This window comes from Arthrobacter sp. ISL-28, assembly GCF_018613875.1.
Taxonomy (GTDB): domain Bacteria; phylum Actinomycetota; class Actinomycetes; order Actinomycetales; family Micrococcaceae; genus Arthrobacter.
The window spans coordinates 129,221-148,066 of record NZ_JAGGPJ010000006.1 but is presented as its reverse complement, the minus strand read 5'-3'; the positions used below and the strand labels follow the sequence as shown (position 1 = coordinate 148,066).

The following is an 18,846-nucleotide window of genomic DNA, read 5'->3' as shown; positions in this document are numbered from 1 at the left end:
CGGCGGCGGAAAGGCCGGGCGTTATGTAGGCATCAAAATGCGCCTGACAGCCTTGCCCTGTCAAGGGAGATTTGGTCGGTGGCCGGTCTGCGGGCCGGGATGGGGCTCAGCCGAACGCCAGATGCGCCACCGTGAAGATCGTCAGGCCTGCCAGGGATCCCACAACCGTGCCGTTGATCCGGATGAACTGCAGGTCCTTGCCCACCTGGAGCTCGATCTTCCGCGAGGTCTCTTCGGCGTCCCAGCGGGCCACGGTTTCGGTGATCACGGCCGCAATGTCGGAGCGGTAGGTCCGGACCAGGTAGCCCGCGGCATCGCCGATCCAGGCGTTGACCTTACCGGCCAGTTCGTCGTCGCTGACAAGCCGCGTTCCGAAATCGCGCACGGCGGCCTTGAACTTCACGGTCAATTCGCTGTCGGGATCGTCGACGGCGGTAAGCAGTGCGCTCTTGATGGTCGCCCAGGTGCGCGATGCGAGTTCTCGGACCTCGGGATCGCCGAGGACCTGCGCCTTGATGCCTTCGGCGCGGGCGATCATTGCCGGATCATACTGGAGGTCCTGGGCCAGGTCCGTGAGGTACTTGTCGATGGACTGGCGCACCTGGTGGTTTGGATCCGCCTGAACGGCGCGCGTGAACTTCAGGAGCTCCACATAGACCTTGTCTCCCACGAGGCCGTCCACGAAGCTGGGCACCCACTGCGGGGAGCGGTCGGTGACGAGGCGGCTGACTGTCTCATGGTTGGCCGCCATCCAGTCCGCCGCGCGGTCCACCAGCAGGTCAATAAGTGTGTGGTGGTGCCCTTCGGCGAAGATCCGTTCGGCCATCCGTCCCACCGGCGGTCCCCATGGCGGGGCGAGCAGGTGCCGTCGGACCATGCCTTCGATGACTGCCTGGACGTCGTCGTCGTTCAGTACCTTGAAGGTTCCGCGGATGACGGCGGCGCCCTCCTTGGCCACCCGTTCGGCGCCGCCCGGACCGGACAGCCACTGGCCCGCCCTGCGGGAAATGTTGATGCTTGTGAGCTTGTCCCGCACCACCTGCTCGGAGAGGAAGTTGGTCTCCACGAACTCTCCCAGCGAGGCGCCGATCTGATCCTTGCGGCGCGGAATGATCGCGGTGTGGGGAATTTTCAGGCCCATCGGGTATTTGAACAGGGCTGTCACGGCGAACCAGTCTGCGAGGGCGCCCACCATCCCGCCTTCTGCGGCAGCCCGGACATATTCCAGCCAGGGATACTGCTTCTGCAGGGCAAACGCGAACACGAACACAACCGCCATGGCGATCAGCAGGGAGAGCGCCAGGAGCTTCATTTTCCGCAGTGCTGCCGCCTTTTCAATGTCACCGGCACTGAGCTCGTGCGGCGCGGCGGGGGACGGGGCCAGGAGGGGCGGGCCGGCGGGAGGAGCGGCTGTTTGCGTGGTTGGCTCAGAGTTCACCTGCATGTGCCAAGCCTAGTCCCGCTTACCGGGCAGCAGTCGGCTAACGTGTCAGCATGACAACCGACGAGTCAGTTCCAGCCCGTCCCTTGGTCTACGCGCACCGGGGCGCCAGCGCGGCCTTCGCGGAGCACACCCGGGCAGCCTACCTCCGGGCGCTCGCCGATGGAGCCGACGGCGTGGAATGCGATGTGCAGCTCAGCCGGGACCAGCATGTGGTCCTGTTGCACGACGCCAACCTGGACCGCACCTCGGACGGCACCGGCCCTGTAGCGGAGCGGACGATTGATGAACTGCGGCGGCTGGATTTCTCGTCGTGGAAGGGCGTCCGGATTCCGGAGGCTTACGGAGCGCGCTCGGAACAGTTCCTGACCCTTCCCGACCTCCTGGACCTTCTCCGGGAATCCGGGCGGGACATCGGGCTGGCCATCGAACTGAAACACCCCAGCCCGTACCAGCTGAAACTCGAGGACCGGGTGCTGGAGGTCCTCCGGACCGAGGGCTGGGATCCGCGGACGTCCAGGCTGGGCAACATCAGCATCACGTTCATGAGCTTCAGCCCCGACGCCGTGCGGCATTTGTGCAAGACGGTTCCGTCCAAATACATCTGCCAACTGGTGGATGACATTAACGTTTCTGAAATCCGGGAAGTATGGGGCCTTGGCCCGTTGACAGGCGGAGCCGTGGCCAACGTCCTGAGGGCCGCCCAGCTTGAGGGCGAACGGATCATCAACGACTGCGAAGTCGGCATGGCCGGGCCAGGCATCGAGTACGTGCGCGAGCACGCCCGCACCGTCCAGCGCTGGCTGGATTCGGGCCGCAGGTTCCGGGTATGGACCGTGGACGCCGAGAACGATGTGGCGCTCTGCCAGGGGTTGGGGATTCACGAGATCACCACCAACAAGCCTGCCCATGTGCTCGCCCAGCTATAACCTCCTTCGCTATGGCCGGCTTCGCCCAAGAGCCGCCGCTGTGGTTGAGTGATGTCATGCGCAACACCTGGCCCGCCCGGCTCCTGGAATCTCCGGCTGTCCGGGTAGGCCTCTCCGTCAGCGTGGCCACTGGCCTGTACGGCGTTTCATTCGGCGCCCTGTCCATCACTTCCGGACTGGATTTCTGGCAGACGATGGCCCTGAGCCTGCTGCTGTTCAGCGGGGGACCGCAGTTCGCTTTCATCGGCGTGGTGGCCGGCGGTGGATCGGGGCTGGCCGCCATGGGGGCCGCGACCCTGCTCGGGATGCGCAATGGAATCTACGGCATGCAACTGAACGTGTTGCTCCACCCGAAGGGCTGGCGCAGGTACGCGGCGGCGCAGCTGACCATCGATGAGTCCACGGCCACGAGCACGGGGCAGACAGATCCCGCCGAACAGCAGCGCGGATTCTGGGCCGCGGGGATCGGGATCTTTGTCTTATGGAACATCTTCACCGCCGTCGGGGCCCTCGCCGGGGGCGCCCTGGGTGATCCGAAACAGTGGGGACTCGACGGCGCTGCCGTGGCAGCGTTCCTGGGCCTGCTGTGGCCACGGCTGAAGGGCAGAGAGCCCGTGGCCATCGCCGTCGTGTGCGCGCTGGCCACCGTACTGGCAGTGCCGTTTGTTCCTGCCGGGGTCCCGATCCTGATAGCTGCGGTGGTGGCCGCCCTCATAGGGTGGTTCAGTCATGGACCCAGGGACGAAGGGCTGGAGCCTGATATCGATCCCTACACCGAACACCACCACGGCCCGCACCGGCAATCCGGATCTGTCGGGGGGAGCGGCGCATGACCCTCTGGGGATGGCTCCTTTTGTCCTGCCTGCTCGCCTACGCCTGGAAGCTCGCGGGTTACTTTGTCCCCGCCAGCCTGCTGAAAAATCCCCGGATGTCGCGGGTTGCCGGAACAATGACCATCGGCCTGCTGGCTTCGTTAACCATCGTCAACGCTCTGGCGTCGGGCCAGTCCCTGGTCCTCGACGCCCGGCTGGGTGCCCTGGCTGCCGCCGCGGTCGCGCTCCTCTTCCGTGCACCCTTCCTGGTGGTCGTCCTTGCCGGCGCGGGAACTGCGGCCCTGCTGCGGCTTACGGGCTGGAACTGAGGAGAGCCGCTGCTCTGCATGGAGCCTGCGGCGTAGCAGGGCAACCGGATTGTGCCCTGCCGCCGGCTCCTGGCGGCGACACCCAGCCCCGATTCAGCTGGCTCTGGCGGGCTCCGGCATTGACGTGCCGGGCGGGGTGTGAATGAGTAGATCGTAGGACGACGCCTGGTGTTGTTGAATTCGGAGAGGACCGACTGACGATGAGTGACAAATCAGCCCCGGAGGAATCAGCCTCCAAAAAGGAAGCCCATGAGAGGAGTGGAGCCCCTTATATTGAAGTGAGCGGTTCCCAGGCCACCAGGGAACTCCGCGATACGTCCCGCCGGCGGCGCGAGGCGGAGGAGAAGCTGCAGCAGCATCTAATGGAGGCGAAGGAGCACGCGCATGACGCGGAGCACCATGCCCATGGGAAGGCGCATCCGAAGGCAGCAGGCGGGGGCCACGATTCGGGCGCTCACGGCGAGGGCTCCCATGAGACAGGTTCCCGCAAAACCGGGGCACAGAACGCCGACTCCAAACACGCCGAGGACTCCTAGGATTCCCGGCGCAGCACTGTCCATCCTGTGGAGGATTCCCGGCGCAGGATTGTCCGGCGCAGGATTGTCCAGCGCAGGATTGTTTAGGGCAACCTGGGATCAGGCTGCGCCGTAAGCGTCAGGAGAGCCGGGCATGGCGCGCCTGGCCAGTTCTTCAGTAGCGAGGTCGTACCAGTCCTGGGCTCCGATGACCGGTTTGAGGGTGTCCAGATTCCGGTACAGAGCGTCCACGATTATGCCGAGTTCATCGGTGGAGGCTGCTGTCAGGGTTTCTTCCGGATCAGCGGACTGCCTCATGAAGTGTGTCAGTTGTGAGCGGTTCATGATGACGCAGCCTGCCGAACATATTCACACGTAATGAGTGCCATGGTTTGCTCCATGCATGGAAAACTACCGCAATGAAAATTACCGCAATGAAACTACCGGGGCTGGCTGCCTAACCCACTGGTGTGCCCAGCATACTGTGCCCGCCACTTCAACGGAATATCCCGGCACCTTCCTCATCCCACCGGGGTATCCAACGGATAAGCTGGGATTGACGTCAGGTAGCGGAGAGGAGGCCGTGGATCCAGTGAATTCAGGTGAGCCATGGAAGTAAAGCTTCCGCTGGCAGACGAACTCGTCGCGGTTTTCGCCCGTGCTTCAGAACTGTTACTCACGGATGAAACGGTTGAAAGGGCGCTGCAACTCATCACTGCTGCCGCGCATGCGGCTATTCCCGGAGCTGCCGGGGCCGGCGTCACCCTCATCGGCCGCGACGGTCGGAAACGCACTGCTGCGGCATCAGATGATTCCGTCGCGAAGGCCGATTCCCGCCAGTATGAACTGGGAGAGGGGCCATGCCTCACTGCGTGGGCCACCGGGGAAGCAGTCTTGGTGGCGGACATCCGCTCCGATCCGCGATGGCCGCAATGGTCGGAGGCAGGGCAGGAGCTGGGCTTTCTCTCGTCAGTCAGTGCCCCCTGCTGGCTGGCGGTACTGCCCTCGGGGCGGTCAAGGTCTACTCCCGACAGGCGGATGCTTTCAGCGACGCCTCAGTCCGGCTGATGGAGCTTTTCGCCGCCCAGGCAGCAATCTTCATCTCGAACGCCCAGGCCCGCGAGAGCGCCCAGCAGCTGAGCGGAACCCTGCGTGAAGCCTTGTCGAACAGGGAAGTCATCGCAGCCGGCCGGGGCGTCCTCATGGAGCGGCACGGAATAGATGAAGAAACCGCAATGCAGCAACTGATGACTGAATCTCGGCGGGCTCGGAAGCCCCTGCGGGAGGTGTCTGCTGCGATCGTGGACTCGGCTCTTCGGACCGGCGGGTGATCGGAGGTGCACCTTGGCCCTAGGAAAGGACGAGGATGACCAACGCGTGCGCTCCGCCGATGCCTATCGGGCCGCGCAACTTAGCATGGAGGAACTCTGGCTGAGGTACTTCACCATGGGCGGGATGGCCGGACAGTTTGAAATCGAGGCCTATCTCCATGGCGTCATCGCGCTCCCGCCGCTTCAACGCGACATCTTGACGCATGCCCTCAATGAGCGGCTGGATGAGCTCGATTCCGAAGAACGGCGGGCTTCCTATAGCAATGATTCAGAGGATGCCATGAGTTCCGGCGAGGACAGCGCCGGGCAGGAGGATCCCGACCACGACGAACAGTAGGGCGAGGAGCAAACCGGGCGACCTGCCCGCCTACTCGAACTGCCCGCCTACTCGAACTGCATGCCGGGGAGGGGCATCTGGGGCGGCAGCGGCCGGCCCGGACGCTCCGAACGGATCGCGTCCTCGATGAGGGCCGCCGGTCGCCGCCAGGCCTCGGAGCCCGGTTCCATCGTGTCAACCACGCCGATCAGCATGGCAAGTAGCCTCACCATGTCCGTCAGCGAGATGTCCACCCGGAGGGTGCCTTGGCCCTGACCCCGGCCCAGGAGAATGCCCACGGATTCAATCAGGCTGCCCGTGATGCCTGTCAGCAGGTCACGGCGTCCCGCTACGGCGCCCAGCAGATTGGCATTCTCACTTGCCGCCGCCATGATCGCGTCGATGACGCGGAAGAGCCCGTCCGCCGCGTCCTGCCCCGCGAGTGCGACGTCGATGACCGGATCAACGGTGAGCCGGAGCTGGCGGTTCAGCGCAGCGAGGACAAGCTGTTCCTTGTCTGAAAAGTTGCGGAAGAGCGTTGCCGGGCCGACGCCGGCGGTGGCGGCGATGGTCTGCAGCGGGACATCCGGGCCGTAGTCGCGGAAGCATTCACGGGCGGCGTTGATGATCTTGTCCACGTTCCGCGCAGCGTCGGCACGAAGGGGTTTGCGCTCTACTGCGAGGTTCATAGCAAAAGGTTAGCAACGCGGTGTCCCGCCGACTTCGTTACCGAGTGGTAGCGCCAAATATGACGAGGGACACCCCGCCGGCCACTTTAGCGGCATGCCAGACTAAACCCATGTTGCTTGCATTTTCAGTTGCCCCGTCCGGAGTTCCCGCCGATCCGGCCTACGCCAAGGCGGGAGGTGACGCGTCTGTCCAAGATGCAGTTGCTGCCGCCGTCAGGATCGTCCGCGAATCCGGGCTGCCCAACCAGACGGACTCCATGTTCACCACGATTGAGGGTGAATGGGATGAGGTATTCGATGTAGTTAAACGCGCTGCCGAGGAAGTGGGGAAATACGGCAGCAGGGTTTCACTGGTGATCAAAGCCGATATCCGGCCTGGCTTCTCCGGCGAACTTACAGCCAAGGTGGATCGCCTGGAGAACGCGATCACCGGGCAGTCCTGAGACGTCCGGGCTGGTCCGGAGGGTAACCACCGGGCCCTATCCCGGACGTTCCGTTGCTGGGAGACTGGGGCCATGTTTGAACACAAGACCCGACCCGAGTGGGTGGCCGTAGAGGAATTCCTGTCCGACGTCGTCGTCCGTCCCGACGGCGCGCTGCAGCGCGCGGTGCAATCCGCTGCCGACGCCGGCCTGCCGCCGATTGAGGTGACCCCGAACGCCGGCAAGCTGCTGAAACTGCTTGTCAAGAGTTCCGGAGCCCGCCGCGTGCTGGAGATCGGCACCCTGGCCGGCTTCAGCACGATCTGGATGGCCCAGGCGCTTCCCGACGACGGGTGGCTGGTGACGTGCGAGTACCTCGCCAAACACGCGGACGTCGCGCGGGCGAACGTGGACGCGGCAGGGCTCGGCCACAAGGTGGAGATCCGGGTCGGAGCCGCACTCGACACGCTGGCCGCGCTCGAGGCGGAGGGAGCCGACGCCTTCGACTTCGTCTTCATCGATGCGGACAAGGAGAACGATGCCCATTACCTGGACTGGGCGGTCCGTCTCGGCAGGCCGGGAACCACCATCGTGATGGACAACGCGGTGTGGGAGGGCTCGGTACTGGACCCTTCAATGGACGAGGTTAATGCGCCGGGGATCCTCAATGCCCTGAAGCTGATGGGGGAGGACAGCCGGCTCGACGCCACAGTCATCCAGACGGTGGGCTCCAAGGGCTGGGACGGCTTCGCCCTGGCCGTTGTTCTCTAGGGCCAGGGCTGCTGGAGCCACCGGCTGAATGCCCCAGCAAAAGCACCAAAAGCACCGCCCCGCCAAAAGCACTGCCCGCGTACTGGGTGTACGCGGGCGGTGCTTTTGCTGGTCAGGCTGTAAGCCTTATGGTGCGCTAACTGATGGAGTTCATCGTGTTCCAGCCGGTTCCTACCTGGAGGTTTCCGACGAAGCTTCCGGTTCCGCTGCCGCGGTACAGGAAGAGCCGTCCGCTGGAATCCCGGGCCATCAGGTCGGCCTTGCGGTCGCCGTTGAAGTCACCGGGGGCCATGATGCTGTTCATGGCGTTCCATCCGTTGCCGATCTGAACCTTTCCGAGGAATGCGCCACCTCCGTCGCCGCGGTAGAGGAAGAGGTTTCCGGCCGCATCGCGGGCCACGAGGTCGGCCTTGCCGTCACCGTTGAAGTCGCCTGGAGCGACGATGCTGTTCATACCGCCCCAGCCATTGCCGATCAGGGCGTTGCCAAGGAAGCCGCCGCCACCGTTGCCGAAGTAGAGGAACAGGTTCCCTGCGGCATTGCGGGCTGCCAGGTCGATCCGGCCGTCGTTGTTGAAATCGCCGGGGCCAAAGATGGCGTTCAAGGTGTTCCAACCGTTGCCGATCTGGATCTTTGCACCGACTCCGCCTGCGCCATTGCCGCGGTAGAGCCACAGCCGTCCGCTGGTGTCGCGGGCTACGATGTCGGCCCTGCCGTCACCGCTGAAGTCGCCCGGGCTCACGATAGACGTCATGGTGTTCCAGCCGCTGCCGACCAGGGACTTTCCGATGAAGCCACCGGTGCCGTTGCCCCGGTAGAGCCAGAGCCGTCCGCTGGAGTCGCGGGAGACCACGTCGGCCTTGCCGTCGGAGTTGAAATCCTGCAGTTTGGCCTTCGCCGCTGTCACGCTCTGACCGATGTGCAGGGTCCGGGTCGCAGTGGTGCTGACGTTGCCGGCAGTATCCGTCGCGCGGACGTTGAAGATGTGCGCGCCGTTGGCCTGTGCGTCCCACGTCTTGGGCGAGGCGCAGGTGGCATCCCATGTCGCGTTCGTCGGCAGCAGCTGGCATTCGAACCGCGCCTGAGCGTCAGCACTTCCGAAGTGCAGCGTGGGAGTGTTGTCCAGGCTGGGCGTGGACGGGAGCGGGGTCGTCAGGGCGACGGTGGGCGCCGTGGTGTCCACCGTGAACCTGAGCGTGGCGGACGTCAGATCACCCGCGCGCGCCTGCACGGTGTGGCTGGCTTGGGCAAGCGATGCCAGCCTCAGCGAGTATGTCGAGCCCGTTACCGTGGCGGCGAGCGGAGCGCCGCCGTCGACGATGAGCTCCACGGGACCCTCGGTGCCAGCGGGAAGGGTGCCGGTCAGGGTGGGCGCAGTGACGTTCGTGATGTTGTCCGTGCTGGAGCGGCCGCTGTCACTGGCGGCTGCCAGATCAGGGGTGGAAGGTCCGCCGTCGGTGCCCTCTGCAATCAGGCCCTGGACCGCGAACTGGGTTACCGTCAGAGTGTCGATGCCGGGGCCGCCGACGTCGGGCCCGGTAACGACCACGGCGTTGAGGCCTGAAGGGGCACCTGTCACTGTGCCAGGAGCATTAATATCCCCAATGGCTCCTGCCGGGGCATTCGTCTGGTGCAGGAAGGCGGCGGTTGTTCCGCTGCCGAAGTCTCCGAGGAACGCGGCGCCGACTGCTGCCCAGTCGCAGGGAACGGTTGGACTCGGAGTGCAGACTCCGGCGTCAATCGTCTCGTTGATCACTCCCACGCCTTCTTCGTCGACGGCCTCGAAGGTGTGGGAACCATATGGGTGCTGGATGGTGTAGTTTTCGCCAGCTACCAGGTTGCTGAGCCGGAACCGGAGCCTGGCGAAGCCCTGCTGATCGCCGTCGATCACGGCCTCATTGGCGTGGGCTGCTTCGAGGGCGGCCTCATAGAGATCAAGGTTGCCGCCGGAGGCCTCAGCGGCGAACCAGAATGCCTCGTCCGGGAAGTTGTCGGGGTAGGACGCAGGCTGGTCCGGGTTCGGCGGTTCCGCGAGGCAGCCCATGCCTGCTTCGTAGCAGAGCTGCAGTTTGACGGTTCCGTCTGAATACCAGGTGGGGAAACCGTTCGCCTCATCAATGGGTCCGACGCCGGCAGTTTCGGCGCTCGCGGGAACGGCAGCCAGCGGCGCCAGGGAAGCGGCCAGCAGGGCGCCGGCGACAACGGCGGCGAGACGGCGGGAGGTTGTTGTCGTCGGCTGACGGTGGGCTGGCCGGGACGCTGTGAAGCTGCGCGCTCCGTCTCGCGTCTCGGGCCGGTCTACGGACTTGGAAAACATGGTGACTCCTTATGGACACTCGATTAGTGGCCCCCAGTACCTTCAAGGCCAGGCGGGGAATTGGATTCCCAGCCACCGCCACATTTGCTCAGGGACCTTGGATTAATCTCGGATCGGAGTAAGCGAAAATATCGCCGTTTTCCAAGGTATTTACTGTTGGTTAGCGCTGGAAATAGCGGGAAAAACACCGCTTGCAAGAGGACGCCGGGCCCGCGCCGCTGGGGATATGGCGCCGGACCCGGCGGGGGCCTGTCCTGACCCGGTAGCAGCCACTCTCGCCGGTTCCGGACATTCAAAGAATGCCTCCCGTTGCTTATGAAATCCCGGGCTGGCAGGGGCGCAATCCCCTCAAACAGTGTTCGGTGCCTCCTCGTATCCGTGACCCCACCGGCCCCAGAAGTTAAGCCATCGATTTGAGGGGGCCATTGTGGGGGTGCTCCCGAGGCTGTATACCAGCAGGACCCCTACAGCCAGTTTTTCCCAAGAACAGCCGACCATGCTCAGGGCAGCCGATCGAAGGAGGCGTAGCCATGTCCGTGTCCGGAGGGCGGGTTCGGCTTCGCCGGCCCGTACATGACGGCACGTCCCGAAGGGGACGGCTAGCCAGCAAGACAGGCCCACGGCATAGCAGCCCGGACGGAAATTCCCGGCAGGGATTCTGGGGGAGGAAAACCCCGACGGCGGCGGTGCTCGCCGCCGGTTTGCTCGCCACGCGATTGTGGATCCTTGAGCCGATGACGGTCAACTCCGAAAGCATGGAACCCGCGGTGCCCACGGGAAGCACCATCCTGCTGTACAAGCCGGGCCCGATCCTTGCCGGGGTCCATGCCGGAGATCTTGTGGTCTTCACCAGCCCGGAAGACGGACACCCGGCGCTGAAACGCGCCATCGCCTTCCGGGGCCAGTCTGTCGCGATCGAGGACTCTGTGCTGATGGTGGACGGTGTGCCGCAGCTCGAGCCCGGAGTCGACGGCCGCCGCATTGATGGCACCTACTTCGGGCCTGTCACGGTGCCTGAAGGCCACGTCTTCGTCCTCGGCGACAACAGGTCCGGTTCCATCGACTCGCGCATCTACGGCAGCGTCCCGCTGGAGAACGTGCGGGCCACCGTGCTGTGGCCGCCAGGAGGTTAAGGCCCGGCAATAGCCAGGGTCACGGTGCGGGGGACCTCAGTATGCTTGGTTTATCGTGGCCGGCCGTCCCCGGGCCGGAACCGGGCAATAGCAGCGGAGGAAGAAATGAAAGCGTTCCAGACTCTGGCAGGCAACCTTCAGATGGTCCTCCCTGACCCTGCTCGAACTCCACCTGCAGGGGAAGCCGGCGCACTGGAACCTAGTAGGTACCATGGCTGCCTCGGCCTCGGTGACTTCCGCCACGGAAGACTTGGCAGTTGATGACGCCGGGCAGCAGCGAGCGGAACATGAAACCGTCGCACCGCCGCTGGCAGGCGGTCCGCATCAGCTCGACGCCGGATCAGCTCGCAGAACTTGATCCCACCCTCGAGTCAATCGCCGCGGCAGTGGGAGACGTTCCGGCGCTCCTGGCGGCCGCCCATGAGGCAGGCCGGTTTGCGCCAAAGCCGGGCGACGGCGGTACGGCCCGCCTCTGGGAGTTGCTGGCTTCTGTTGCATCCATCGACGTGGCAGCAAGCCGTGTTCTTGAACCTCATCTTGACGCGGGTGCCATCCTTTTTCAGGCAGGAAGAGGCGACTCCTTCACGGGCACGTGGGGTGTCTTCGTCGCTGAAGGCCCTGGCACCCGCCTGAACGCTGAGTATCGCTCCGGCGCAAATCAGCCTGCTCAGACCTCCACCGCGGGCGGCCAGGCGCAGCTCACGGGGTCCAAGCCTTGGTGCTCCCTGGCGCAATTCGTGGACCACGCTGTCGTCACCGCCCATACATCCAATGGAGGTCGGGGCGCCTTTGCCGTTGACCTCAGGGATGCCGGTGTGACGTGCACGGACCCCGAATGGACCAGCCGGGGTTTGAGGGAAATTCCCAGCGGGACGGTCCATTTCGACCGCGTGCCCGGCATGCAGCTTGGCGACGAGGGCTGGTATTTTCAACGCCCCGGTTACGCCTGGGGCGGCATCGGGGTGGCGGCCTGCTGGCTGGGGGGTGCAATTGCTGTGGGCCGGTATTTCAAGGCGGCCCTGATGAGGCGGGCGCAGTCCCAGCGGGCGCCCGATCAGGTGGCCCTTGCCAGCCTCGGGGAAGTGGACCGGATCCTCACCTCCACCATCCAGTACCTCGCCCGAGCCGCAGAACAGATCGACAGCGGTGTGCTGGGCAACGCCAGGCCCGCCCCTGATGACCGGCAGCCTCCTGAACCTTCTCGTCCGCCTGAAGCAGGGAAGCCTGACGCTGGCCCCTCTGATCCAGGGAAGCCTTCAGCGGAGGCGGGGGCAGAAACCGGAAGTGGGCCGGGCGCCGGTGCGTGGAGCGAGGCGCTCCGCGTCCGCGGGACAGTTGCTGCCGCCGTCGACCGCGTCCAGCTCCTGGTCGGCAGGAATCTGGGGCCCGGGCCGCTGGCCTTCGACGAACGGTACGGCAAGTGCACCGCGGACCTTTCGCTTTACGTCCGCGAGCACCGTGCGGCGCGGGATGACGCCCAGCTCGGCGCACTCACACTGAAGGGGGAGCATACCTGGTGACGTAATGGCACGGGGACAGCGGCGGGTCAGCTTGGGAGGATGCGGCTGGCTGAAAGCCAACAGAGCGGGGAGCGGCCGGCGGCCGCTCCCCGCTCTGTTGCTTTATTGGCGCACAGTTCGTGGGTGTTGGTCCGTCAGCGCATTATTTGCCGTCGCGCCGGCTTGCCCCCCGCCGGCCGTCGTCATCCATGCCGTCATGGCCGTTCTGCTGATTGGCGTGCTGCTCACGGAGTTCGCGCCCGTGCCGGACTTCTTCCTCTTCCTGAGCCTGGATTTTGTCGCTCTTCTTTGTGTCACGAGGCGGCAGTTGGATGGTCTCCTCGGCTTCGATACCCGCCTGGAGCTGGCGCCCGCGTTCCATCTCGGCGTCGATCTCGGCGCCAAACAGCAGGGACATATTCAGGATCCAGAGCCACAGGAGCATGACGATCACGCCGCCGATTGCCCCGTAGGTCTTGTTGTAGTTGCCGAAGTTGGCCACGTAGAAGGCAAACCCCAGTGACGCCAGCACGAAGACCATCAAAGCAATGAACGAGCCGACGCTCATCCAGCGGATCTTGGGCTGCCTGACGTTGGGGGTGGCGTAATAGAGGATCGCGATGACCACAATCACCAGCAAGACGATGACCGGCCATTTTGCTATGGTCCAGACCGTAAGGAACAAGCCACCGAGTCGGAGAACGCCGCCTACGGCTTCGGCCACCGGTCCGCTGACCACCAGCATTACGGCGAGCAGCGCAACAATGATTACGGACAGCAGCGTGACGCCGAGCATGGTTCCCCGGAGCTTGACGAAACCGCGGCCTTCGTCGATTTCGTAAACCCTGTTCATGGCCCGCCCGAACCCGTTCACATAGCCGGAAGCGGACCAAAGAGCTGTCGCGAGACCGATGACCAGGGTGAAGCCGGCCGCCGGGGAACTGGTTAGTTCCTCGATGGGTCCGCGGACAGCATCCATGGCGGTGCCGGGTGCGATGCCCTGCACGATCTCCAGAAGGGCTCCGGTGGTTTTTTCCGCCTGGCCAAAGATTCCCAGGAGCGAAACCAAGGCGAGCAACGCCGGGAACATCGAAAGGACGGCATAGTAGGTGAGGCCGGCGGCGAGGTCGGGGCACTGGTCCCTGCTGAATTCGCGGAGCGCCTTTTTGGCAATGTACTTCCAGGACGGCTTGGACAAATCCGTGGGGCTGTCAGGTTTCCGTTCATCGTCCGGGGCGGGCGCTGTGGACGCCTTGGCCGTGCTGGTATCAGGGGCTTCATTCGTGGCCATGGGGACCATCCTTTCGGCACGTGCAGGCCAGCAGGATCCTGTTTGGGGTGCTGCCGGCACGCAATCAACTGGAGCAAGGTTGGCGGACGTTATCCTGGGCCTCGGTGTTCTTCGGAACGGCACGCATCGTTTCGTTTGGCCTAACGGCGGTCGGTTCGATCGTGCGTGCGCGGGTCGCTGCCCATGGGATCGTCGGCAAGCTGTTTGCCCGCAAGGGGATCATCCGCAATCTGCGTTCTTGACTGTGGATTCTCGGTCAGCTGTGGGGAGTCCAAGGGGTTGGGGGTCTGGGGTCCGGCAACGGACTCAGCCGTCCCCGGCAGTCCGGCAGTGGTGGCATCGGGGCCAGGAAGATGCACCGGTGGTTGGGGGACAGCGGTACCGGGCGCCGGGACGAAGCTCGCGGAAGCGGCGTCGGGACTCGGGAGATCCGCCGGCGGCGGCACGGCGCTACCGGCCGCGGCGGCGGCAGTCGAGAGTCGACGAGTCTCCGCCGGCCAGCTCGGGAATCCGTAGTTGGCGGCATGGCCGGGAACATCGGGCGCTCCGGCGCCCAGCCCACGGGCAAGCCTTCCGGCCAGGACACCCGCACCTGCGGCGAGCAGGAGAAAAGTTCCCGGACGCTGCCTGGCGAAGGACTTTACCTCATCCAGCAGTGAGCCTGGATCTCTGCCGTCAAGCCACGTGGCCGCCGCAGAGGAGCGTTCGGCGGCCTGCCGGACCAGGTCGGAGGCAATGCCAGGCTGATCCGACGTCAGCGCCATGGAATGCAGTTCATCGGAGAGGGCCCGGAGGCCCGAGGCCGCCTTTTGCTGCTGGCTCACGGCTTGGTCGGTCAGCTCGGATTTGGCTTGGTACAGGAGATCCCGGGCGCTCGACTTCGCCTCGGCAGCGACGTTGGCGGCCTCGGTTTTTGCCGTTGTTGCCACGGCACGTGCGGAATCGGTCGCCTGACGGGCAACGTCCGCTGACTCTTCCTTGGCGGTCTCCCCCTTGGACGTGGCCGGCTCCTCAACGCCGAACATGTTTTGCGCTGCCGGGTTTTGAGCGTCCGAGTACTGGGGGGCGGCCGTTTCAGGGTAACTCCCGTCCTGCTGCCATGGGTTCTCTGTCATCATCGCTCTCTCTCAAAGAAGGTGGGTTGCTGATCACAACCGGCGTTACTCGCTGTAAAATAGTAAGCATGATTACTATTAGATAGTAAGTATCGATTGCCCTTAGTTCAATCGGCCGCGAGCTGAGGCCTGCAACGGGCCCTCTACGCATTGGCCGGCCCGTGCTGGAATTGGAGAGAGGTGGATCCACGGTGGAGACAGCTGCCTGGATTTGGATCGTTGTTGGGATCGTCGTCGTCGCACTCATCGTCCTGCTCGTCATGACGAGCCGGAAGCGCAAGGAGGCGTTTAGGCAGAAGCGGGACGAAGCCAACCGTCAGCACGCTGCGGAAATCCGCAGGGAGGCGGAAAATACGGAACTTGAGGCCCGGGAAAACGAGGCCCGCGCGCTCCGGGCCAAGGCGGACGCAGAGAAGGCTCAGGTTGAGGCTGCGCGTCTCAGCCAGGAGGCCGAGCAGCGCCAGTCGGAGGCGCAGGGTCTTCGAACCGATTCAGAGAAGCACATGACCAAAGCGAACGCGCTCGATCCGGACGTAGATGAGGACGGTAACCGGCGTAGCGGGACGGTGCTGGATCCTGATCAGCGGACAGATGCTGCAAGGGCGGATGCTTCCAGGTCGGATGCTGCAAGGACGGACATCGACGCGGGACGCGATTCGCAGGCTGGCGCCACCGCCCCGGATGTCCGGGCGGACGGAGAGGCAAATCCCACCGACACCCGCCGGAACAGCCCCCGCGAGTAGCGGCTCGTCAGCGTGCCGTCTGGCTGGCCTCGTCCCTGTGCCGGCCGCCGTAGTACCCGCCGCCGTAGTCACCGCCGAGGCAGCCATGGGCGAGCCAAAGCTGCTGCTGCCTGCCGCAGTGGGCGCCGGGGCTTGAGCGGCGGGGACGGGGCAACGCCGGCTCCTTTTCCCATGCCCTCGATGACTTCCTTGACGGCGTCCAAAGATGAAATCCGCGGCTCCCAGCCCAGTTCCTTGCGGGCCCGTGCTGTTTCCATGATTGGGGCACCTGCCGCCATCTCGACCCACCCGGAATCTGTCTTCTGAAGCCTAAGCCGCCACGTGGCATCAACGAAGGCGTGCAGGAACCGTACTGGAATGGGGAGTATGCGCCGGGCGTGGAAGATCCGGGCAAGGTTCTGGGGGGTGATGACCGGTTCGGCCGCCACATTGAAAGCTCCAGTTGCCCTGCGTTCCAGGACCCGCCAATAGGCGTCTGCGACGTCGTCCGCGTGCACCGCCTGGAAAACCAACTCGTTCGGAATGGGCAGAATGGGCAGGGCCGGGCGGCGCGGCACAAACTTCGGGTGGACCAGGCCCAGGAAATACCTTCCGATCTCACTTCCTGCATCGTGCTGGAAGATCAGCCCGGGACGCAACCAGGCCACAGCTATGGAAGGGTTGTCGGCCGCGAAGCGGTGCAGGAGCGCTTCCTGCTCGGCTTTGTCCCGGCTGTAGTGGGAGCCCGCCATGCCGTGGACGGGCCAGCCTTCATCCACCCGGCGGTCCTTGTCCGCCTTGCTGTAGGCACCGACGGACGAAGCGCACACCAGATGGCTGACTCCTGCCTCTTTGGCCGCGGCCAGCACGTTGGCGGTGCCCGTAACGTTGGTGCGGTGCAGCAGTGCAAGATCCCGGTTGGGCTGGACCTGCCATGCCAAATGCACCACAGCGTCTGCTCCGGCGAATGCGGCGCGAAGGCCGTTGCCAGGTTCGCCGTCGAGGCCCACGTCTGCCGCATGCCATTCCACCCCGGAGTACGGAGCCTGAGAGGTGTCCGGGATCCGGCGGCTGATGCCCACCAGTTCAAGCCCGCCCGGCAGTTCCGCAGATTCCTGCTGCAGCCTTCGCAGCAGAGCCGTGCCCGCATTGCCGCTCGCTCCCGTGATGGCGATCCGCATGTCATTACCTCCGTGCTCGCGTTGAACTTCCAGCGGCCCGTTCTGATTCCGCCAGAGAGATTCCGCTGGGGAATAGGTGCTTTCCTGAGCCTATCCCCGATAGCCATTGTGTAATAAGCACGCTTATGTTCTCCTACTTCTAAGTCTTGCCGCAGGCTTTCCAGAGATCCACACTCAAAGGAATCCCCGACAATGCCAGAGAATCCTCCCCTCATCTCTGCGGATGTGACATCCGAATGCAGCCGTGAACTTCAATTCGAAGCCACCGGGAGCGGGTCCGTCGTCGTGGGCTCTTCCCGGCGAAAGGTGCCACGGGCAGGCCGTCTCCATGACGCTTTTCAGAATCAGTTGGTGCTGAATTACCTCGACTTGGCGGAGGCCCTTGCTTCGCGTTATGCCACGCGGGGCAGGGACCGGGCCGACCTGGTTCAGGTGGCTTACCTTGGACTGGTCAAGGCCGCCAGAGGATATGACGAGAACAAGGGCGAGAGCTTTCCCGCCTATGCAGCCCCGACGATCAGCGGGGAGCTCAAACGCTTCCTCAGGGACCGCTGCTGGACGGTGCGTCCCCCACGCCGCGTCCAGGACATCCGGACACACCTGCAGCGTACTGCCCCGGACCTTGCCCAATCCCTGGGAAGGGTCCCCACCGCACAGGAATTGGCAGGTGAATTGGGTGTATCGATCGAGGACGTCAGGGAAGCCCAGGCAGCGGGAAGCAGCATGCATCCCGATTCACTCGACAACGCGGATCCCTGGGGTGGACCGCCGTTGGCAGAAGTGCTGGTTTCACCGGACGCCCCCATCGAGCGCCTGGAAGAACTGGTCTGCCTGAATGAGGCAATCCAGGAACTGGATCCGGAGGACCGGGAAATGCTCTACCGGCGTTACTTCCGTGAAGAGACGCAAACCGAACTGGGCCAACGGTTTGGGATCTCCCAGATGCAGGTGTCGCGTCGACTGTCCCGCATCCTTGTCCGCCTGCAGCACCGGCTCCTGGCCGAGGAAGATCAGGGCAGCGGGAGCCCGCGGACGGCAGCGAGCACGTCCTCCACTGAAACAGCCAGAAGTGCCGGGTCCGGCGTGGCGGCGAAAGTGTCGCCCCGGCGCGCTTGAGCATCGGTGAGCACAACGTGCGGCCCCGGCGGTGGCCCCCACACTTCCACCGGCGCGGGTCCGAACAGTACAACCGAGGGCCGTGAATATGCCGAGGCAAGATGTGCTGCGCCGGTGTCGGCCGAGACTACGAGCCTGGCCCCCGCAACGGCCGCCACGAATTCCGTCAGCCCCAATCTTCCAGCCAGGACGTGCTGCTCTCCGAGGCCGGACCGGCGGGCAACATCAAGCGCCCGGGGGCGCTCCGCCGTACTTCCGGTGAAGACGACATTGTGCCCGTCGGCGGCCAGTTCCCGGGCAACCTCGGCAAACCTCTCAGCAGGCCACAGCCGGCTCCCGTAGGCTGCGCCCACATGAAGCACCGTGGCGCCGGGGCAGGGACTGGGAACCCCCGGCGGGAGCAGCCGGTAATCAGCGGGTTCGGCTTCAATGCCGTGCCACTGCAGCAGGCGGGTCCACCGCTCGCGTTCATGGATGTCCTTGATCCACACCGGGCCAGGCCTGCCGTCAGCATGGTGCCCGACGATGGTACGCGGCCTGATCTCAGCCAGCCGGTCGTCACTTTCCGGCCCGCTGCCGTGAAGGTTCACCGCCACGTCCACCCGGCCGGCTTCGATGGGAATCGGAACGTCCAGGCCGTGCGTGGGGAGCAGTTCGTACCCGCCCACCAGATCCAGAGCCTCCGCGAGCCAGCCCTGAGCGGCATAGAGCAGCCGGTGCTCCGGGAAAGCCCGCCGAAGTGCGCGGAGCGCCGGCACAGCGACCAGCAGGTCGCCGAGCTTCAGGGCACGCAGAACCAGCAGGACCGGCTCTTCCGGATTGCGATTCAATGCTTCCACTGCCTGGCCTCCTTAGCTGAAGGACCACCCGTTCGGGCTGCCTGACGAGGAGTCTAGTCCGAAGAAGTAGGCGGCCGG

The 18,846-nt window shown here is 64.7% G+C and carries 20 protein-coding genes and 1 pseudogene; 13 read left to right on the top strand and 8 right to left on the bottom strand.

The window, feature by feature from the left end; translation table 11 throughout:
* Positions 1 to 106 precede the first annotated feature (106 nt).
* The gene (locus tag J7E80_RS04680) at positions 107 to 1,444 is read right to left on the bottom strand and encodes a DUF445 domain-containing protein (RefSeq protein ID WP_215050316.1); all 1,338 of its coding nucleotides are present in this window, start codon (positions 1,442 to 1,444) and stop codon (positions 107 to 109) included.
* A gap of 50 nt (positions 1,445 to 1,494) precedes the next feature.
* On the opposite strand from J7E80_RS04680, the gene J7E80_RS04675 reads away from it, so the two are divergent.
* From J7E80_RS04675 to J7E80_RS04660, 4 genes are all read left to right on the top strand, one after another.
* Complete coding sequence (locus tag J7E80_RS04675; RefSeq protein WP_215050315.1) at positions 1,495 to 2,370, top strand: glycerophosphodiester phosphodiesterase family protein; 876 nt, start codon at positions 1,495 to 1,497, stop codon at positions 2,368 to 2,370.
* A 56-nt stretch (positions 2,371 to 2,426) separates the two neighbouring features.
* On the top strand, positions 2,427 to 3,203 hold the full coding sequence (locus tag J7E80_RS04670) for an AzlC family ABC transporter permease (RefSeq protein ID WP_215050314.1): 777 nt from the start codon (positions 2,427 to 2,429) through the stop codon (positions 3,201 to 3,203).
* Positions 3,200 to 3,511 carry an AzlD domain-containing protein gene (locus tag J7E80_RS04665; RefSeq protein ID WP_215050313.1) on the top strand — a complete coding sequence of 104 codons (312 nt, stop codon included), beginning with the start codon at positions 3,200 to 3,202 and terminating at the stop codon, positions 3,509 to 3,511. The genes J7E80_RS04670 and J7E80_RS04665 overlap by 4 nt, the downstream gene beginning before the upstream one ends.
* Before the next feature lie 200 nt (positions 3,512 to 3,711).
* On the top strand, positions 3,712 to 4,047 hold the full coding sequence (locus J7E80_RS04660) for a hypothetical protein (protein ID WP_215050312.1): 336 nt from the start codon (positions 3,712 to 3,714) through the stop codon (positions 4,045 to 4,047).
* A 99-nt stretch (positions 4,048 to 4,146) separates the two neighbouring features.
* Here J7E80_RS04660 and J7E80_RS04655 read toward each other — a convergent pair whose 3' ends face one another.
* A complete protein-coding gene (locus J7E80_RS04655; RefSeq protein ID WP_215050311.1) occupies positions 4,147 to 4,371 on the bottom strand; it encodes a hypothetical protein in 225 nt (74 codons plus the stop codon).
* A gap of 264 nt (positions 4,372 to 4,635) precedes the next feature.
* Between J7E80_RS04655 and J7E80_RS24570 the strand changes: the two are divergent.
* The 3 genes and pseudogenes from J7E80_RS24570 to J7E80_RS04640 form a co-directional block, all read left to right on the top strand.
* Positions 4,636 to 4,950: pseudogene (locus tag J7E80_RS24570) on the top strand (GAF domain-containing protein); the annotation flags it as partial.
* Positions 4,950 to 5,357 carry an ANTAR domain-containing protein gene (locus J7E80_RS23685; protein ID WP_251036446.1) on the top strand — a complete coding sequence of 136 codons (408 nt, stop codon included), beginning with the start codon at positions 4,950 to 4,952 and terminating at the stop codon, positions 5,355 to 5,357. The pseudogene J7E80_RS24570 and the gene J7E80_RS23685, both read left to right, overlap by 1 nt.
* Before the next feature lie 46 nt (positions 5,358 to 5,403).
* Positions 5,404 to 5,694 (top strand): hypothetical protein, encoded by a 291-nt coding sequence (locus tag J7E80_RS04640; protein WP_311380762.1) that lies wholly within the window; start codon positions 5,404 to 5,406, stop codon positions 5,692 to 5,694.
* A gap of 47 nt (positions 5,695 to 5,741) precedes the next feature.
* On the opposite strand, the gene J7E80_RS04635 is transcribed toward J7E80_RS04640, so the two are convergent.
* The gene (locus J7E80_RS04635; protein ID WP_215050307.1) at positions 5,742 to 6,362 is read right to left on the bottom strand and encodes a TetR/AcrR family transcriptional regulator; all 621 of its coding nucleotides are present in this window, start codon (positions 6,360 to 6,362) and stop codon (positions 5,742 to 5,744) included.
* Positions 6,363 to 6,472: 110 nt separating this feature from the next.
* Between J7E80_RS04635 and J7E80_RS04630 the strand changes: the two genes are divergently transcribed.
* Together J7E80_RS04630 and J7E80_RS04625 are read left to right on the top strand one after the other, a co-directional pair.
* Complete coding sequence (locus J7E80_RS04630; protein WP_215050306.1) at positions 6,473 to 6,805, top strand: thiamine-binding protein; 333 nt, start codon at positions 6,473 to 6,475, stop codon at positions 6,803 to 6,805.
* Between the two features lie 72 nt (positions 6,806 to 6,877).
* A complete protein-coding gene (locus J7E80_RS04625; protein ID WP_215050305.1) occupies positions 6,878 to 7,555 on the top strand; it encodes an O-methyltransferase in 678 nt (225 codons plus the stop codon).
* A 136-nt stretch (positions 7,556 to 7,691) separates the two neighbouring features.
* Here J7E80_RS04625 and J7E80_RS04620 read toward each other — a convergent pair whose 3' ends face one another.
* A complete protein-coding gene (locus J7E80_RS04620; RefSeq protein ID WP_215050304.1) occupies positions 7,692 to 9,872 on the bottom strand; it encodes an FG-GAP-like repeat-containing protein in 2,181 nt (726 codons plus the stop codon).
* A gap of 686 nt (positions 9,873 to 10,558) precedes the next feature.
* Here J7E80_RS04620 and lepB point away from each other — a divergent pair.
* Together lepB and J7E80_RS04610 are read left to right on the top strand one after the other, a co-directional pair.
* Positions 10,559 to 11,005 (top strand): signal peptidase I, encoded by a 447-nt coding sequence (gene lepB, locus J7E80_RS04615; RefSeq protein ID WP_311380763.1) that lies wholly within the window; start codon positions 10,559 to 10,561, stop codon positions 11,003 to 11,005.
* A gap of 287 nt (positions 11,006 to 11,292) precedes the next feature.
* The gene (locus J7E80_RS04610) at positions 11,293 to 12,525 is read left to right on the top strand and encodes an acyl-CoA dehydrogenase family protein (protein WP_251036444.1); all 1,233 of its coding nucleotides are present in this window, start codon (positions 11,293 to 11,295) and stop codon (positions 12,523 to 12,525) included.
* Positions 12,526 to 12,667: 142 nt separating this feature from the next.
* Here the strand turns inward: J7E80_RS04610 and J7E80_RS04605 are convergent, their stop codons facing one another.
* Positions 12,668 to 13,795, bottom strand: a complete 1,128-nt coding sequence (locus J7E80_RS04605; RefSeq protein WP_215050302.1) for a YihY/virulence factor BrkB family protein — start codon at positions 13,793 to 13,795, stop codon at positions 12,668 to 12,670.
* Positions 13,796 to 13,935: 140 nt separating this feature from the next.
* On the bottom strand, positions 13,936 to 14,910 hold the full coding sequence (locus J7E80_RS04600) for a hypothetical protein (protein WP_215050301.1): 975 nt from the start codon (positions 14,908 to 14,910) through the stop codon (positions 13,936 to 13,938).
* A 191-nt stretch (positions 14,911 to 15,101) separates the two neighbouring features.
* On the opposite strand from J7E80_RS04600, the gene J7E80_RS04595 reads away from it, so the two are divergent.
* Positions 15,102 to 15,653: a hypothetical protein gene (locus tag J7E80_RS04595; protein ID WP_215050300.1), complete on the top strand. Its 552-nt coding sequence runs from the start codon at positions 15,102 to 15,104 to the stop codon at positions 15,651 to 15,653.
* Between the two features lie 68 nt (positions 15,654 to 15,721).
* On the opposite strand, the gene J7E80_RS04590 is transcribed toward J7E80_RS04595, so the two are convergent.
* Positions 15,722 to 16,813: an NAD-dependent epimerase/dehydratase family protein gene (locus J7E80_RS04590; protein ID WP_215050299.1), complete on the bottom strand. Its 1,092-nt coding sequence runs from the start codon at positions 16,811 to 16,813 to the stop codon at positions 15,722 to 15,724.
* A 351-nt stretch (positions 16,814 to 17,164) separates the two neighbouring features.
* Here J7E80_RS04590 and J7E80_RS04585 point away from each other — a divergent pair, with 351 nt between their 5' ends.
* On the top strand, positions 17,165 to 17,929 hold the full coding sequence (locus J7E80_RS04585; protein ID WP_311380761.1) for a sigma-70 family RNA polymerase sigma factor: 765 nt from the start codon (positions 17,165 to 17,167) through the stop codon (positions 17,927 to 17,929).
* On the opposite strand, the gene J7E80_RS04580 is transcribed toward J7E80_RS04585, so the two are convergent.
* Complete coding sequence (locus J7E80_RS04580; RefSeq protein ID WP_215050297.1) at positions 17,824 to 18,768, bottom strand: glycosyltransferase family 9 protein; 945 nt, start codon at positions 18,766 to 18,768, stop codon at positions 17,824 to 17,826. The genes J7E80_RS04585 and J7E80_RS04580 overlap by 106 nt on opposite strands.
* Between the last annotated feature and the right edge of the window lie 78 nt (positions 18,769 to 18,846).

Coding starts and splice junctions, on each gene's coding strand:
- J7E80_RS04680 (WP_215050316.1), bottom strand. CDS start 1,444: ATGCAGGTGAACTCTGAGCCAACCACGCAAACAGCCGCTCCTCCCGCC.
- J7E80_RS04675 (WP_215050315.1), top strand. CDS start 1,495: ATGACAACCGACGAGTCAGTTCCAGCCCGTCCCTTGGTCTACGCGCAC.
- J7E80_RS04670 (WP_215050314.1), top strand. CDS start 2,427: ATGCGCAACACCTGGCCCGCCCGGCTCCTGGAATCTCCGGCTGTCCGG.
- J7E80_RS04665 (WP_215050313.1), top strand. CDS start 3,200: ATGACCCTCTGGGGATGGCTCCTTTTGTCCTGCCTGCTCGCCTACGCC.
- J7E80_RS04660 (WP_215050312.1), top strand. CDS start 3,712: ATGAGTGACAAATCAGCCCCGGAGGAATCAGCCTCCAAAAAGGAAGCC.
- J7E80_RS04655 (WP_215050311.1), bottom strand. CDS start 4,371: ATGAACCGCTCACAACTGACACACTTCATGAGGCAGTCCGCTGATCCG.
- J7E80_RS23685 (WP_251036446.1), top strand. CDS start 4,950: ATGGCCGCAATGGTCGGAGGCAGGGCAGGAGCTGGGCTTTCTCTCGTC.
- J7E80_RS04635 (WP_215050307.1), bottom strand. CDS start 6,362: ATGAACCTCGCAGTAGAGCGCAAACCCCTTCGTGCCGACGCTGCGCGG.
- J7E80_RS04630 (WP_215050306.1), top strand. CDS start 6,473: ATGTTGCTTGCATTTTCAGTTGCCCCGTCCGGAGTTCCCGCCGATCCG.
- J7E80_RS04625 (WP_215050305.1), top strand. CDS start 6,878: ATGTTTGAACACAAGACCCGACCCGAGTGGGTGGCCGTAGAGGAATTC.
- J7E80_RS04620 (WP_215050304.1), bottom strand. CDS start 9,872: ATGTTTTCCAAGTCCGTAGACCGGCCCGAGACGCGAGACGGAGCGCGC.
- J7E80_RS04610 (WP_251036444.1), top strand. CDS start 11,293: ATGAAACCGTCGCACCGCCGCTGGCAGGCGGTCCGCATCAGCTCGACG.
- J7E80_RS04605 (WP_215050302.1), bottom strand. CDS start 13,795: ATGGCCACGAATGAAGCCCCTGATACCAGCACGGCCAAGGCGTCCACA.
- J7E80_RS04600 (WP_215050301.1), bottom strand. CDS start 14,910: ATGACAGAGAACCCATGGCAGCAGGACGGGAGTTACCCTGAAACGGCC.
- J7E80_RS04590 (WP_215050299.1), bottom strand. CDS start 16,813: ATGCGGATCGCCATCACGGGAGCGAGCGGCAATGCGGGCACGGCTCTG.